At 69.4% G+C, this 14,686-nt stretch carries 11 protein-coding genes; 4 read left to right on the top strand and 7 right to left on the bottom strand.

Annotation, left to right across the window (positions count from 1 at the left end; translation table 11 throughout):
- Nucleotides 1-9: 9 nt before the first annotated feature.
- The gene (locus tag OEB96_RS14210; protein WP_266216213.1) at nucleotides 10-1,125 is read left to right on the top strand and encodes a vWA domain-containing protein; all 1,116 of its coding nucleotides are present in this window, start codon (nucleotides 10-12) and stop codon (nucleotides 1,123-1,125) included.
- Between the two features lie 83 nt (nucleotides 1,126-1,208).
- Here the strand turns inward: OEB96_RS14210 and OEB96_RS14205 are convergent, their stop codons facing one another.
- The 4 genes from OEB96_RS14205 to OEB96_RS14190 are packed head-to-tail and all read right to left on the bottom strand — an operon-like array spanning nucleotide 1,209 to nucleotide 5,824.
- The gene (locus tag OEB96_RS14205) at nucleotides 1,209-1,889 is read right to left on the bottom strand and encodes a hypothetical protein (protein WP_266216212.1); all 681 of its coding nucleotides are present in this window, start codon (nucleotides 1,887-1,889) and stop codon (nucleotides 1,209-1,211) included.
- Nucleotides 1,882-2,337 (bottom strand): hypothetical protein, encoded by a 456-nt coding sequence (locus tag OEB96_RS14200; RefSeq protein WP_266216211.1) that lies wholly within the window; start codon nucleotides 2,335-2,337, stop codon nucleotides 1,882-1,884. The genes OEB96_RS14205 and OEB96_RS14200 overlap by 8 nt, the downstream gene beginning before the upstream one ends.
- A gap of 17 nt (nucleotides 2,338-2,354) precedes the next feature.
- Nucleotides 2,355-5,114 carry a hypothetical protein gene (locus OEB96_RS14195; RefSeq protein ID WP_266216210.1) on the bottom strand — a complete coding sequence of 920 codons (2,760 nt, stop codon included), beginning with the start codon at nucleotides 5,112-5,114 and terminating at the stop codon, nucleotides 2,355-2,357.
- Nucleotides 5,111-5,824, bottom strand: a complete 714-nt coding sequence (locus OEB96_RS14190) for a trypsin-like serine peptidase (RefSeq protein ID WP_266216209.1) — start codon at nucleotides 5,822-5,824, stop codon at nucleotides 5,111-5,113. Before OEB96_RS14190 ends, OEB96_RS14195 begins: the two co-directional genes overlap by 4 nt.
- A 201-nt stretch (nucleotides 5,825-6,025) precedes the next feature.
- Between OEB96_RS14190 and OEB96_RS14185 the strand changes: the two genes are divergently transcribed.
- Together OEB96_RS14185 and OEB96_RS14180 are read left to right on the top strand one after the other, a co-directional pair.
- Complete coding sequence (locus OEB96_RS14185; RefSeq protein WP_266216208.1) at nucleotides 6,026-7,021, top strand: hypothetical protein; 996 nt, start codon at nucleotides 6,026-6,028, stop codon at nucleotides 7,019-7,021.
- Nucleotides 7,022-7,042: 21 nt separating this feature from the next.
- The gene (locus OEB96_RS14180; protein ID WP_266216207.1) at nucleotides 7,043-9,244 is read left to right on the top strand and encodes a hypothetical protein; all 2,202 of its coding nucleotides are present in this window, start codon (nucleotides 7,043-7,045) and stop codon (nucleotides 9,242-9,244) included.
- 29 nt (nucleotides 9,245-9,273) lie between these two features.
- On the opposite strand, the gene OEB96_RS14175 is transcribed toward OEB96_RS14180, so the two are convergent.
- Nucleotides 9,274-10,800 (bottom strand): PEGA domain-containing protein, encoded by a 1,527-nt coding sequence (locus OEB96_RS14175; protein ID WP_266216206.1) that lies wholly within the window; start codon nucleotides 10,798-10,800, stop codon nucleotides 9,274-9,276.
- A 337-nt stretch (nucleotides 10,801-11,137) separates the two neighbouring features.
- The gene (locus tag OEB96_RS14170) at nucleotides 11,138-11,800 is read right to left on the bottom strand and encodes a hypothetical protein (protein WP_266216205.1); all 663 of its coding nucleotides are present in this window, start codon (nucleotides 11,798-11,800) and stop codon (nucleotides 11,138-11,140) included.
- Nucleotides 11,801-12,000: 200 nt separating this feature from the next.
- On the opposite strand from OEB96_RS14170, the gene OEB96_RS14165 reads away from it, so the two are divergent.
- Nucleotides 12,001-13,560, top strand: a complete 1,560-nt coding sequence (locus tag OEB96_RS14165; RefSeq protein WP_266216204.1) for a hypothetical protein — start codon at nucleotides 12,001-12,003, stop codon at nucleotides 13,558-13,560.
- Between the two features lie 102 nt (nucleotides 13,561-13,662).
- On the opposite strand, the gene OEB96_RS14160 is transcribed toward OEB96_RS14165, so the two are convergent.
- Complete coding sequence (locus OEB96_RS14160) at nucleotides 13,663-14,658, bottom strand: SGNH/GDSL hydrolase family protein (RefSeq protein ID WP_266216203.1); 996 nt, start codon at nucleotides 14,656-14,658, stop codon at nucleotides 13,663-13,665.
- Nucleotides 14,659-14,686: the final 28 nt, after the last annotated feature.

The raw sequence follows: 14,686 nt of genomic DNA, 5'->3' as shown, positions 1-14,686 counted from the left end.
GTGGTCGCGATGACGGTCGCGATGGGTGCGATGACGGCCGCGTGCGGTGGAGATGCCTCCGGGCAGGGCTCGGGCGACACGGGCATCGATCTCCCCACCGACGGCAACGGCACCGAGGGCATGGACGGCACGGTCGACGAGACCGGGAGCACCGTCCCGGACAACTGCGGCGCGAGCAGCTTCATGCTCGATCACCAGCCCACCAACGTGGTGCTCGTGCTCGACAAGTCGTACAGCATGATCGACAACGCCTGGGATCACGACAGCGATCCCATGACCGCGACGGTCACGCGGTGGAACAGCCTCTATCACTCGGTGGAGTTCATCGTCGGCGAATTCGACGAGGGCCTCAATTTCGGAGCGGTGCTGTTCCCCTCGATCGACGTGCCCGACAACGACTGGCAGACCGCGTGCCTGGTGGAGACCGAGCCCGACGCGTCGGTGGAGCCCATGGGCGGGGCTGCGGTGCTGGACGCGATGCCCGGCCCCGACTCGCTCGAGATCTACGGGGGCACGCCGGCGAGCGCCGGGATCACCACGGCGCTCGAGCACCTGCGGAGCCTCGATCCCGAGCTGCCGCGCGCGATGATCCTCATCACCGACGGCGCGGCCAACTGCCTGGAGGGCACCACCAACAACGACGTGTTCGACATCTACGACGAGAACCTGCCGCTCCTGGTGGCCTCGGCCCACGACGACGACGACATCCCCACCTTCGTGGTCGGCATCGACATCATCGACGGGATCGCCACCTATCCGCAGGACAACCCATACGTGCGGCTCAACGAGGTGGCGATTGCCGGCGGCTTCCCGCAGCCCGGCGCCGAGAAGTTCCACAACGCGCAGGACGAGGACGAGCTGCGTGCAGCCATCAGCCAGATCACCAGCCAGATCGGCTGCACGATCCCGCTCGAGATGGCGCCCGAGCTGCCCGACCTGCTGTCGATCTTCATCGACGGAGTGGAGATCCCATTCGTCGAGTCGTGCGAGGGCAGCGACGAGGGGTGGCACTACACCAACCCCATGGGCCCGTACGACGAGATCGAGCTGTGCGCCGGCTCGTGCAGCGGGCTCCACTCGGTGGGCACGCTGTCGGTGACCTACAACTGCATCCCGCCCGCGTAGGCCCGCCCTCGCGACGCGCCTCACGTGCGCCCGCGCATCCCGTGCCAGTGCATGCTGGCAGGCCGTAGGCCGGGTCGAGGTCGTCAGAACGACTTGGTCTCGGCACACTCAACGAGCTGCTCGACCGTGGCATTGGGGCTCTGGGTGAGGCAGGCGACCGCGTGGCCCACGAAGTAGCTGGCGTACTGGTTGGTCGGTACCGGCGACGAGCGGTGTCCGCCGTCCTTGAGCCACTGTGAATCGGTGCCGATGGGCACCGGTGCCTCGACCAGATGAGTCAGCTCGTGGGCCATCGTGTCGATGATCTTCACGCCCTCGAGCCGGCGGGGCGTGAGGGAGATCGCGCGCATGCCGTAGTTGGTGCTGGCCAGCTCGTGCGCGCGTGGAACCACGAAGACGTGTACGGTCCAGGTGGTGAGCTGGGTGCGTAGGGCCTCGAGGATGCGGGGGCCCTCGACCATCTCCAGCGCTCCGGTGCAGGTGGTGCGGGCGGCGAGGGTTCCGTCGAAGGCTTTGGCGAAGACTTGGTCGAGCTTCTCGTTCGACAGTGCATCGCAGACCTTCTGGCGTCCTGCGATGAGCTCTTTCTTGTGCTTCTCGTTGGGTTGGTAGAGGTGCATGCCGAAGCAACCGTCGAGAGGACTCGGCGTTTGCGAGGGCTCGTCCTCGTAGCCGGGGAAGTCCACGCACGCAGGCATGGCGGCGGCGACCACCAACGCCAGCATGCAGGCCAGGCTCGGGTGGAGTCGGCGGTGGCTAGCCACCGGAGCCTCCATCGCCACCCTGGCTCGAGGTCTCCGAGGTCAGGGCCGGCTGCACGCACTGGAGCCGGCTGTTGGCGATCTCGGCCGTGACCACCAGGCCTTGCTCGGCACACTGTGGTGCCGTGCGCGGCAGCACCACGAGCCCGTCGTGGTGCGTGGCCTCGATCTCTACGGTGTGGCACGGGGTGGTCACGGTGAGCTCGAGCGAGTATGGGATCTCGTCGAGCTGCGGGGGTAGCCGGTGGATCACCACGAAGGCATCGCCGGGGCGCAGCGCCAGATCCTCGCAGGTGGGCTCGAAGGCGCACGCGTCGGGGTCGTCGGGGTCATCGTCTGGAGCGAACGACCGTGCGAGACCGAGGCGCGGCTCGACGATGCGCTGCTCGTGCCAGCAGCTCTCGTCATCCGATGTGCAGCCGAGCGAGGCGAACAAGAGGGAGGCAAGCATGGTGCGCTGCATGGTGATCACCGACCCTTGCTGAAGAGGCGAAACAGGGTGACGTCGACGGTGAGGGCCAGACCGAGCTGGATGGCGTGGGCGCCGGGGCCGTTGACGGTCGGCTCCCACGCTCGGTACTTGGGTCGGAACACGCCAAAGAGCATCACGCCGAAGGGGGTGCGTCCGAGCGCGGCTCGCAGGCCCAGCCCGGGGCTGAGCACGGTCAGCGGGTTCGGGCCCGGCAGGCGCCCGTCGCGTTGCACGTCGTAGCCGAGGAAGGCCGCTGGATCGATGAGGGGGATGAAGACGGCCAGCGCGGTGTGACGCAGGCCGAACGCGGCCTCGACTCCGAACGGGAGGAACAGCGTGGGCGCCTGCGCGTGCCAGCCCCAGCGCTCGAACGTCACGCCATAGGATCCATGGCGCAGCTCGGCGGCTGCCATCAGACCGGCGTGGGCCGTGAGCGAGATCGTCCGGTTCCCATGGCCGAGCTTGCGCTTCCAGCCGCCCGGGGGATTGGCCGCATCATCGAGCGCCTTGGCCATGTCGTCGGAGCTCTGCGCAGACGCAATGGCGACCAGCGTGCCGAGGTGACGGCCCACTCGGTCGAGCGCGCACATGAGCGCCTCGACCTCTACCGTGGCGGTGCTGGCCGCCCCGCCATGCTTGGCGCGCAGCTCCGCGAGCACCTCGCTCAGCATGCGTAGCCCCTGATTGGCGAGCCGGCCCCATTCGGCCGAGCCGCTGGCGCGGACGACCTCGGAGAGCTCGCCGAGGTGGGCGAGCTGCGCTCGGGCTCGGGAGAGGAGCTTGGCGAGCGCCAGGGTGGTGACATCTGTTGGCGAGCCCAGGGCAGTGCCGGCGGTGAGCGCTGCGTGGCGAAGGCCGGGCAGCAGCTCCTTTGCGCGGGCCCGCTCGAGCAGGTCGACCGTGGCCGTACCCATGCTGGTCGAGGCTTCGAGCATGTCGGCGATGGCGTCGAAGGCCTTGGTGCGATCGATGCGGAGCTGGGCCGAGAGCGTGGCATCGAGGTAGCTGCGTGCCGCCTGGGCGACGTCGGTGGGGGACTTGGCACCGTCGAAGCTCGGGAGCGGCGGCTGCGTCGGCGCCTTGCCGTCGGGTGGGTCGTCGCCCGGAATCGGCGTGGCCCCGAGCAGTTGAGAGGCGGCCTTGGCCAGATCGCTCGCGCTGCGCACGATCTGCTGCGTGGGCTGGTCGACTCCGGTGTGGAGCCCGATGAGCGTCGTGAGCTGCTCGGGATCCTTGCCGGTGAATCGCGCATCGATGGCCAAGACCTTGCTCGGGGCCGTCGTTGCAGCGAGCGCTTCGGTCATGCTCGGGTAGCCCTGGCCGGTCAGCGTCCAGCAGGCGGGTGACTCGACCAGCCCGGCGAGCACGGTGGCGCGGTCGGGCTCGACTCCGGCGTAGCGACCCAACGAGATCGCGCAGGCGACGACCTGGAGTGACGGGCTCTCGAGCAGGCCCTCGTGACCGACTCCACGCGCGACGTTGATCCGGTCCAGGGCCGTCGCCAGCTCGTCGAGCGCGATGCGGGGGTCACCGCCGCGCATGATGCTGCGGGTCGCCGCCTCCGTGGCACGGCGGACCTCCACCGCATCCTCGCAGAGATCGTAGTCGTTGTAGCGTACCTCTGTCGCGTGGTCGTTGCACTGCAGCACACTCGTCGGTGCAGCACTCGGCCGAGCGCTCTGCGTCACCAGCGTGGGACGCAGCGCGGTCTCGAAGAAGAAGTGCCCGAGCAGCAAGCCGAGTGCCGCCCCCGGCATGCCTTCGAGGTCCGTCTCGATCGCCGATCGCAGCGCCTGGAGCTGGGCCGCGCCTGCCCCGTAGTGGCTCGCCCGCTCCTCGGTGGCCAGCGTGCACAGGCTCGGGAGCCAGTGGCGCGCCAGCTCGCTCCGCAGCCAGGTGTCGGCGCTGTCGTGACTGCAGACCTCGGTGGCCATGGTGTCGAGCATCCAGCCGATCGCCTCGCGCTTGGCTCGGTCGATGATCACCTTGGCGAGGGCCTGCGCGGCGGTGTCGAGGAACGCGACGATCTGGGTGGCACTGATGCCGGCCATCCCGGAGAGTCCGTGGTCCTCATTGCGCGCTCCCCCGAGCGCGGTGCTCAGGTCGACCAGCGGCGAGACGTCGCCGAGCGTCTCGAGGGGGTCGACGTCGAGACGGACCTTCGCGATCTCCTCGTCGAGCTGGTGCTCGATGTGGGACAGCACGGCCCTCAGCGAGTCGGGATCGGCCAAGGCGGCGGCGGTTGCCAGTGTCGGGTCTTCCAGTGCGCAGAAGTCGAGCTTGCCGGCTGCCGTGCCACCTCGCGTGCACAGGGCATCGCACAGTGACTTGCGGGCGTTCGTGTCGATGAGTGGCGACGTCGTACCGAGCTGGGCCTGGAGCGTTGCATCATACGCAACCACACTGGGCGCATGTAGGGCGAGATCCTCGAGCAATCCGTCGAGCTCGTCACTGGTTGCCGAATGCACCTTCGCGTTGCTCTTGATGGCCTTGGCGATCGCATCTCGCTTCGCGGCTTCGAGCCCCTCCGTTCCCAACAAAGCCTTCAGTTGGTTGAGGATCACGTGTCGGCGCACCTCCACAGCATCCTTCTCGAGCAGCTCGGGCGCGATGCAGGCCCTTCGCAGCTTCTGGGCGACGATGTTGACTTTCTCGGCCCAGTCCCTGGCCGCGTCGTCCTCACCGGCGGCGTGCGCATCGGGGATCAGCGAGGCGTACAGCAGCACGACGAGCGTGAGTAGCGTTCGAATCTTCATGGACTGGCCTTCTTCCTCATTGATAGGGCCTCGTTCCTCAGCCGTGTCAGCTCGGCGATGTCGAGCACCGTGGAGACGATGCGCCCGCGGTAGCCACGGTACGTCCCCACGACCTTGTCGTCGTAGACCAGCGGTCCTCCGCTCAGACCCTTGCTGCCTTCACCATGGATGTGCTCGATCTCCTGCGAGTCTCGCCGCAGGGCATCCTTGACCGGGAACTTCGATGGTCCGCTGTCGAGGAACTCGCGCATGGACTTCGATCCCCACAATTCGGCAGGCAAGGGTCTGTTGCTGGGGATCGAGCCGGGGCCGTGGCCTTCTCGCAGCGGCTGGACGGCGCCGTCGAGCAACACGACGGCCACATCGGAGCCCTGGCGCCCTGGATGGTTCGCGACCCTGGCCTCGAGCCGCGCCGGTGATCGACCCTCTCGCCAGACGTATACGAAGTACACGACGTCGCTCAACCGGAACCTGTCCTTCCCCGTGACGACGTGCCGGGCCGTGACCACCGTGTCGGGCCAGGCATCGAGGAAGTAGCCGCTCCCTTCCTCGCAGCGTTGATGCAAGGTGCGCGTGTGCTCGCAGGCCATGATCCGCACGATCCAGTGCGCATCGACGACCTCGGATGCCGACATCGAGACGATGTCCACTCTCTGGCCCATCTTCGTGCAGGCGACCAGCACCATCGCGGTCGCGATCCACGAGACCACGGCCCGCTGTCCAATCCTCGATGTTGGTCGCGAAGCATTCGTCATGGCGGCCACCTCGGTTCGTAGGCACCACCTACGATGGTAGTGACGATGCTGCCGAGATCCGTTGCCGCCAGAGACGATACGCCGGGAATTCCGGCCGGAACGACGTTTGGAGCCAATCCCGGACCCCCGACGGTCGCGGTATCGTTGGGGTTGGTCATGGCCAAGCGATTCGACCAGCAGCTCGCTGCGCTGCAGCGGGCGGTGAACGACCCGAGCGATCGCAAGGGTCGGGCTCTGATCGTCAAGGCGCTCGAGGGCAAGAGCGGGCTGCTGATTGCCACCGCGACCGGAGCGGTGGTCGGCGGTGACGAGGACGATCCGGTGGTCGACCGCGGCCTGCTGGAGCTGCTGCCGCCCGCGTTCTTCCGCTTGATGGAGGATCCGGTGCAGCGCGACCCGCAGTGCCGCGGCAAGGCGGCCATCGCCAAGGCGCTGCGCCGGGCCGAGGCGCACGGCGACGAGGTGTTCGTGGCCGGGGTGCGTCACGTGCAGCGCGAGCCGGTGTGGGGCGGCAGCGTCGACACGGCGGCCGAGCTGCGCGGCGTGTGCCTGATGGCGCTGGTGGAGGAGCACCACCCGCGGGCGATGGTCGAGGCGGCGCGGCTGTTGGCCGATCCCCTGGCGGCGGCCCGGACCGCGGCTGCACGCGCCCTGGGGGCCTCGGGTCGGACCGAGGTGGCCGAGCCGCTGCTGCGGCTGAGGGTCGAGGCGGGCGAGTCCGATGCCGAGGTGCTCGGCGAGTGCCTGCGGGCGCTCCTGCAGGTGGCTCCGCGCGAGAACCTCGAGGTCGTGGCGCGCTTGCTCGACGCCGACGACGAGCCCGCGGCCGAGGCCGCCGCGCTGGTGCTGGGAGAGTCGCGGCTCCCTGGGGCATTCGAGGCGCTGCATCGTCGAGCCGAGCGTTCGGTGGGACGACGTCGCCGCGTGCTGCTGCTGGCGCTGGCGCTGTTGCGCTCCGAGGAGGCCTGGGACTACCTGCTGCAGCTCGTCGAGCAGGGCTCGCGCGGTGTCGCGGTCGAGGCCATCGAGGCCCTCGCCGCGTTTGCCCACGACGAGCGGCTGGCCGAGCGCGTGCGTGTGATCGTGGAGCGGCGTGCGGAGCCCGCGCTCACCCAAGCGATGGTCGATGGTTTCGAGGTGCGCGGCCGATGAGCCCCTGCGAGTCGCTACGTGATGCCTACCTGGTTCGAGTTCCCCATCACCGCCTGGCGGTACCAGAGCTCGCTCGAGCGGGCGCTCGGAGTCGCACTCTCACCCGCACTGCTGCTCGAGGAGCAGACGCATGGCGCGACCCGTGATGTCGTGTGGGCCTACGCCGAGGCGCTGCCCAGGCTCCTCGAAGGCGCGCTCGATGCCAAGGTGGTGCCGCTCGGGTTCGCGCGAGGGTCGATCACCGCGGCGGAAGTCGAGAGCCCCGCGCTCGTCCCGGGCCTCGAGTACGTGCAGACCACGTCCCCCGAGGTGTGCCGGCTGTATGCGCCCTTCGTCCCGTGGTTCAAGGTGATCGGTCGGCAGAGCGTCGAGGCGCTCGCCGAGGTGGGGGGCGCGGTGCGTCGGGTCGATGTGTGCTTCACCGAGCCGTTCGAGATCGAGGCTCCTTTCGAGGTGGTGTGGCAGTGGGGGCGCCCCGAGCCCCGACCCCACTGGTTTCGATGGAGCTCCAACCTCGACCACCTGATTCCGGTCGCCCTGCTCGACGACGACGTGTGGCTCTGCTGGGATCGTGATTACCATCGTCCTCGCATCCATGCGTTCGAAAGGGGCGTGCACGACGGCTGCCATGGGCCACGCGACGTTCACCCGGACCCCGCTCCGCCGCCCTGGGCGAGCCCCGACGAGGCGCTGCGCGGGGGCCGAGGATGGGCGGCCACGACCGCCCACGCGGGCAAGCGGAGCGAGGTGTCGATCGATGCCGACGGGCAGCGCTGGCTGTTGCTGTCGTCGTGGGAGTGCAACGTGTCCGCGCTCCACGACGCCTGGCGCCGAGGTCGCCCCGTCGCGTCGGAGATGACCCGGCCGGGGCAGCACGGAACGATGGTGTCGCTCGAGCTGGTCGGCAACCGGGCTCGCTTCGAGTGGATCGGGGTGCGGAGGGTGCTCCGCGTGCGGGCGGGTCGGCTCGAGCAGCTCACCGTCGACCACGATCTGCGCTGGATGGCCGCACATGGGCTGGTGGAGCTCCCCGAGGCTCTCGATACCACCGCTCTGCTCGCGCTGCCGAACGTGGTGGCGAAGCAGCTGCCAGACGGTGCGCTCGAGCAGGGCGAGACCGACGTGGAGCCGGGCGATCGATTCGTGCTGCTGTCGTCTTCGGCCCAGCGCGAGCTCGAGGCCAGCGGTGGCGGGGCGCTCGCGGAGCTGCTCGGTCGTGGCTCGGCTCGGCAGGTTGCACGCTGGATCCGTAGCGTCTTGCTTCGCACCGACGGGTACGATGCCGCGCTGGTCGTCGATGCGGACGCAGTCGCGACGACGCTCGCGCCGAGCGACTTGCCGACCCCTCCGCCGGCGCCGCTCGAGGTGACCGTCAACGAGCTGGTCCACGACTCCAGGCGATTCCACGGTCGACACATTCGCTGCCGTGGCATCTTCCACTCTCGCTTCGAAGGGATGCGATTCGCCGACGCGTGGTTCTCCTGCGACCCTCGGCTGCCGATGGGGACCTGGCTCGTCGACGCGGAGGGCCGGTGGATCTGCGACGGGAGCCGCCGGGGTCACATGGGGATGTACGACGCCGAGCTGGTCGGGTCGGCCACCGCGGTATCCATCGACCACCCCCGCGTGGTTGCCGAGGACCGCATGGCCGGGGCTCGTCGCTACACGCCGCTGCGCTCCGAGGTGACGCTGGAGCAGCGTCTGCAGGGCTGGACGTTGAAGGGAGATCGATGGCTCACTCGCCTCGGGCCCGACGCCCGCCTTCCCGAGCCGCCGTTTCCCATGCAGACGCGCGCGACGATCACGTGGATGGTCGACGGTTTCGGCAGCTACGGGGTCTTCTCCTGGGAGATCCACGACACCACACCGCTCGAGCCCGAGTTCGCGATGGCCACCGATGCGATCCCGTTGGGCAAGCTGGTCGTGCTTCGTGGGATCCTGCGATGCCCGGAGGCCCCGGCCCCCTCGCCGCCCGCCGCCACGTATGGCGAGTCCCCGAGCAACTGGTCCACGTGGCCGAGCCTGGACGGAGCGCTGGAGATCGTGCCGCCGCGGTTCGTCCGCTCCGGCGATCGCTACGCGATGCCACGAACCACTACCATCGAGACGATGCGCGACGCGATCGGCGATGGGAGGTTCGTGACCGTCGTTGGAGAGAAGACCAAGCGCACGCTCTTCGCGATCTCGATCGAGAGCGCCGACGGGGTCTTGCTCGAGCTGTGACGAGGGGGCGATGCCCCGCGCAGGGCCACTCAGCGGGCGCGGCCGCGGGACAGCGACGACATCGCGAGCTCCGACTCCGCCGCCGCGGGCTCGAGCGCCGCGTCGAGCCGATGGACCTCGCCGGCCGTCACGTCGATGGCCGCACGCCACGTGCGATGGCCGGCCGCCTCCACGCGCACCACGTGGCGACCGGGGGTGACCGTGCCGCGGTAGGGTGTGGACCCCACGGGGCGTCCATCGATGGTGACCTCGCCCGTGCGCATGGCCTCCACCTCGAGCGTGCCTTCGATGGCAGGAGCCGGAGCATCGGTGATCGCAGCGAGCGAAGCGGCCGGCATCACGGCCATCGAAGCGCCGGTCACCGCGGTCGGTGTGATCCCGGGCTCGCCCACCACGACGGCCAGCGCCAGCGCGGCCCCGGTGGAGAGCAGGCCCGCCCCGATCGCGATGCGGCCGAGCATGCCTCGACGCCGCGTCGGGCGGCGCATCGGCAGCACCGTCGCGTCCGGCGTCGGGCTCGCTTGGGCGGTCGCCGGAGCCGTCGTTGCGGGCGTGTGAGCCGGGCGAGGGTGGTGGGGCGGCCGAGCGGTGGCTCGCCCGCGCCCCGCAATCAGCGGCCGCACGCGCTCGGTCCACGGCCGGGCGGGCCAGCACGTCGAGCCGTCTTCGTCGACGAACGCCTCCATGCGCGGAGAGTCCACGGGCAGGCGCAGCGCCGACGCGGGCACCACCTCGAGCATGGCGCCGAGCAGCTGCTGGGCGTCGCGAGGCCGCGTGGCGAGATCACCATCGGTGGCCTCGAGCACCACCGTGGCCAGGCCGTCGGTGAACGAGGGATCCTCGTGCAGCGCATGCTCGACGCGCGCGCGCAGCAGCTCGCCTCGCTCGGCCTCGGTGCTCGTGCGCGGCAGCGGACCGGTGAGCATGCGGATGAACAGCACGCCCAGGGAGAACACGTCGGACGCGGGGTCGAGCGCCACGTCGCTCTCGGGGGCGCGATAGATCGAGGGATGATCGGTGGCGTTGCGCCGCCCCGCGGGCACGCCCAGCACCGCGGCCAGGCCGAGGTTGCGGATGCGAATGCGTAGGCCCTCACCGGCGCTCGGCAAGAGGCGCACGTCTTGCGGGCGCACGCCACCCACCACCACGCCGCGATGATGCGCTCGACCCACTGCGAGCAACACCTGGGCGAACAGCGGCAGCACCTGCGACAGGGGCAGCCGGCCGTCGTGCTCGCGCAGCAGCGTGTCGAGCCGCGGCCCGTCCTCGTGCGCGTGGATGAAGTAGGCCAGCCCCTCGTGGCGGCCATAGGCCAAGAGCGGCGAGATGTGATCCTCTTGGACTCCCGCGAGCGCTCGCAGCCGGGTCGCAGCGCGTGACCACGCCGCGTCGGCGATCGCCATGCCATGCACGGTCACGTACGTCTCGTCGTCACGAAGCCTGGCCAGGACCCGAGGGCCGAAGTCGTCGGAGCTCAGCGGTCGCAGCAGCTCGCAGCGCGCCGCCGGGGGTCCGTCGATCAGCAGCTCGCTGAGGTAGTTCGTCGGCGAGAACATTTGTTCACCCTGGGGTGGGATCCCTGCGTACCGCACTCCGAGGTCTGGTTCAACGTCGAGATTGGGCCGGCAAGCGGCACTAGTGCCCGAATTCGCGCCTCCATGGGCATTTCGCGACTATCACGCAAGCACGTGAAGCAATCCCCAGAACAGGCCCATCGGCCCGACTGGGCCTCGATCGTAAGTGTTTCCTGGATCCATACGCAGCGCTGGGATCCGGAGGGTCCCAGCCGAGGTCTTCGTGAGGATCACGTCGCCGACCGCCGAGCGGGAGGTCGCTCACCGCTTGGCCGCCACGCGCTCGAGCGCTCGCGATCTCTCGCGACTCTCTCGCGATCTAGGGCCCCTTGGGCGGCGCAGGGGCCTCGCCGATCACCAGATCGTGATCGTCGGAGAGCATCAGGCCGTTGGCGTCGACCATGTGCGCATGAAGGTGGGCCGCGAGCCCCGGCAGCTGCTCGGGCTCCACGTCATCGGGGATCACCAGCCACACCGCGGGACCCTCGAGCGCACCCGGCAGCTCGAGCGATGGATAGAATAGGGCGGGGTAGTCGATGACCTCGTTGAAGTGGCCGCCGGGGCCGTTCTCGTGGCCCTCCACGTCGACCCACGCCTGCAGGATGGGCATGTCGGGGTTGTCGAAGCCGGGATCGGGAGGGTTGTAGAACCCCGCGCCTCGCAGGGGCACCGAGAACATCGCCAGACCCTGGGGCCCCACCACGATCGGGAGCACGCCGTCGTACGGGTTGAACTCGGTGACCCCCCAGCCGAGCTCGAGCCAGGGCTCCTCGGCCCCCGAGTCCGAGTCCGAGTCGGTCGGAGTCGAGGACGTCGGCCCGACCGAGGTCGGCTCGCCCGAGGTCGGCTCGCCGTCGGTGACCGTGTTCGTGGTGCTCGCCATGGTCTCGTGGGCCGGAGGCTCGTCGTCCGCGGCCGGGCACGCACCGCCGAGCCCACCCACCGCCGCGACCAACACCATGGAGAGCATCGTTCGTCGCATCCTCTGCCACGGTAGCAGCCCCGGAGGCCCGCGCGAAGGGCTCGGGTCTGCCGACCGGGTCACGGGAGCGAGCCCGAGCCCCAGCCCGAGAGACAGTGAGCCGACTCGCTGACCACCGTGCCCGAGATCTGGGCACAAGCGCGGGATTCGTGCGCCACCCGCTGGTGGAATCCGCGGCGACGGTGTTTACTTCGGCCACGATGATGCGCAAAGCCAGCTTACTCGGATCCCTGGCGCTGCTGCTCGTCTCGGCGTGTGCCGACGACGAGCAGACCGGCATTGGAACGGCGCGCAGCCAGATGAAGCCGCTGGTCGATGCCGCGTGTGATTGGATGTTCGGTTGCTGCTCGCCGGGCGAGCTGACCTACCAGCTGGGCGACTTCACCGTCGACGCCGACGACTGCAGCGGGCGCATCCTCGATGCGATCACGGCCGGCGTCCCGCTCGAGCTCGAGCAGGCGGGTCTGAGCGACGACCCGGCCGGGGGGCTGTTGGTGCTGGCGCTGTCGATCAACGAGGGGCGCGTCGACGTCGACAGCGGGGCCGTGCGCGAGTGTGCCGACGGGACCTCCGAGCGGGCCTGCAACTCCGCGCTGGCGCCCCCCAGCGACACCGGGCGCTGCACCCCCAGCGCCACCGGGCCCGAGGCCGATCCCTGCGAGCCCGACGAGATGTTCCGCGGCAAGCAGGATGTGGGCGAGAAGTGCGATGGTCCCTGGGAGTGCAGCGAGGGCCTGCGCTGCGTCGACTTCGGCATCTCCGGGGTGTGTGCACTTCGGGCCAAGAACGGCGAGAGCTGCTTCTCCGACGCGGAGTGTGCCGACGGCCTCATCTGCAACTACGAGGAGGGGACGTGTCGCGCGGGGGCCAAGTCGGGCGAGGCCTGTGCGTTCACCGATCCGGCCAATCCGATCCCCGGCACCGAGTCCATCCGCTGCGCCGAGGGTCTGAGCTGCGACTCGATGCTCGGCGCGTGCGTGGGCGGCTATTGCTCGCCCGGCTCGCCGTGCTTCGACATCTTCGACGACAGCGATTGCCCCATGTCGTACTACTGCGTGGGCAACTTCGTCACCCAGCCCTCGTGCCAGCAGCCCGGCATCGAGGGCGCGCCGTGCAGCAAGCCCGACGACTGTTCCTCCGGCTACTGCGACCCGTTCAACGAGGTGTGCGGCACCCTGCTGGGCAACGGCGAGAACTGCTTCGACAACGCCGAGTGCGGCTCGGGCTTCTGCGATGGTGGTCTGTGTCAGCTCTCGGTGGGCGCCGGCCAGCCGTGCGACAGCTTCCAGGACGCGCAGTGCCAGGATGGCTTCTGCAACACCGCGGGGGCGATGCCGCTGTGCGAAGCCTATGCCAACGAGAACGGCCCTTGCCCCAACGGCAACGAGTGCGATCCCGACGACGACCTGTACTGCGTGGATGCGACGTGCCTGCGGCAGCCGTTCCCCAACGGCACCACCTGCTTCGACGGCTCGGTGTGCCAGTCGAAGGCTTGTTTCAACGGCGAGTGCACCGCGGGGGCCGTGGTCGGCGCCCAGTGCCGCACCGACGGCAGCACCGAGCCCTGCATCGTCGGCTCGTACTGCGCCGAGAATGCCCCGGGCTCGGTCGACGGCGTGTGCGCCGATCTCAAGGGCTCCGGCGAGGCCTGCCTCGACTCCTCGCAGTGCTGGGGTGAGTGCATCGTTCGCTTCGGCTCGCTCATGTGTGACGCCACGCCCGCCTTCGGGCTGGGCAAGGCGTGGTGCGACGGCGAGTGAGCCGTCCCGCGTTCCATCGCCCGTGCGTCCATGAAAGAACCCGAGACCGCGCTCGCGGTCTCGGGTTCTTGCATGTCGAGGGTCCTGTTTCGATGGTCCTGGCTACTCGCAGCCGCCGTAGATCTGCGTGTCGGCCACCTCGGCCAGGATCTCGGTCAGGTGGGCGTGCCCGACCGCGTTGGGGTGGATGAGGTCGCCCATCCAGGGGGCGGCGCTCTCGTCGTAGTACGGGCAGGTGTTCACGGCGTAGTGGTTGCCGTGACCCAGATACGACGGGTGCTGATCGGCGATGAACGCCCACTCCCGCGAAGCCGCGCGCTCGGTGAGCGCATCGTTGTGGGCATGGAGCAGATCGGTCTTGGTCTGGCTGACGAAGTAGGGCGCCGCGGTGCAGTCGTCGAACGGGTTGTACTGCGTGTTCATCAGCAGGGTGACCCCGTCGGGGAAGTTGGCCGGATCGCCCAGGAAGTCGAGGATGTCCTCCCATGCGGCCGCCACCTCGGGTCCGGTGGTGTCGTTCCAGCCGTCGATGGCCGCCTGATCGGACTGCACGATGTACTGCGCCAGGTCGTTGCCGCCCACGTAGATCATCACCAGCACGTGGCCGGGGATCCCCACCTCGATGTCGAAGATCTGGTAGTTCGACACGTCGGTGGTGACGGCCCCGCCCACCGAGAGGTTCTCGTAGGTGATGGGCCCGTGGCTGGCGGCGACGTGGTCGTTGAGCTGCTTGGGCGAGCAGTCGTCGGAGTCCTTGCCGCCCACGCCCGCGCACGCGACGATGCTGTCGCCCAGCACGACCATGCGGGTGGGGATCGGCTGGCAGTTCCCCGGGGGGTCCCCGGTGGTGTCGTCACCCGTGGTGGCGTCCGTGGTCTGCCCGGGGTCCTCGGTGGTCACGCCCACGCTGCCCTGCTCGCCGCTGGAGTCGGGCTCGCTGGTGCTGGGGTCACCCCCCGTCGTACCGGGCCCGGCCGTCTCGTCGCCGCCGCTGCTGCCGTCCGCGCCAGAGTCGCTGCTGCTCGGATCGCCGCACGCCATCACCCCGCAGCTCGCCGCCATCACCACCGTCGCTGCAAGCCAGTCGATCGTCGTCATCTCGTCCCCCCGCCGTGTGCTCGGCCGG

Origin of the sequence: Paraliomyxa miuraensis, assembly GCF_026337845.1 — a bacterium.
GTDB classification, from domain to species: Bacteria; Myxococcota_A; Polyangia; order Nannocystales; family Nannocystaceae; genus Paraliomyxa; species Paraliomyxa miuraensis.
The sequence above is the reverse complement of the archived record's forward strand: the minus strand, read 5'-3'. Positions and strand labels throughout refer to the sequence as shown.

Coding starts and splice junctions, on each gene's coding strand:
- OEB96_RS14210 (WP_266216213.1), top strand. CDS start 10: ATGACGGTCGCGATGGGTGCGATGACGGCCGCGTGCGGTGGAGATGCC.
- OEB96_RS14200 (WP_266216211.1), bottom strand. CDS start 2,337: ATGCTTGCCTCCCTCTTGTTCGCCTCGCTCGGCTGCACATCGGATGAC.
- OEB96_RS14195 (WP_266216210.1), bottom strand. CDS start 5,114: ATGAAGATTCGAACGCTACTCACGCTCGTCGTGCTGCTGTACGCCTCG.
- OEB96_RS14185 (WP_266216208.1), top strand. CDS start 6,026: ATGGCCAAGCGATTCGACCAGCAGCTCGCTGCGCTGCAGCGGGCGGTG.
- OEB96_RS14180 (WP_266216207.1), top strand. CDS start 7,043: ATGCCTACCTGGTTCGAGTTCCCCATCACCGCCTGGCGGTACCAGAGC.
- OEB96_RS14175 (WP_266216206.1), bottom strand. CDS start 10,800: ATGTTCTCGCCGACGAACTACCTCAGCGAGCTGCTGATCGACGGACCC.
- OEB96_RS14170 (WP_266216205.1), bottom strand. CDS start 11,800: ATGCGACGAACGATGCTCTCCATGGTGTTGGTCGCGGCGGTGGGTGGG.
- OEB96_RS14165 (WP_266216204.1), top strand. CDS start 12,001: ATGATGCGCAAAGCCAGCTTACTCGGATCCCTGGCGCTGCTGCTCGTC.
- OEB96_RS14160 (WP_266216203.1), bottom strand. CDS start 14,658: ATGACGACGATCGACTGGCTTGCAGCGACGGTGGTGATGGCGGCGAGC.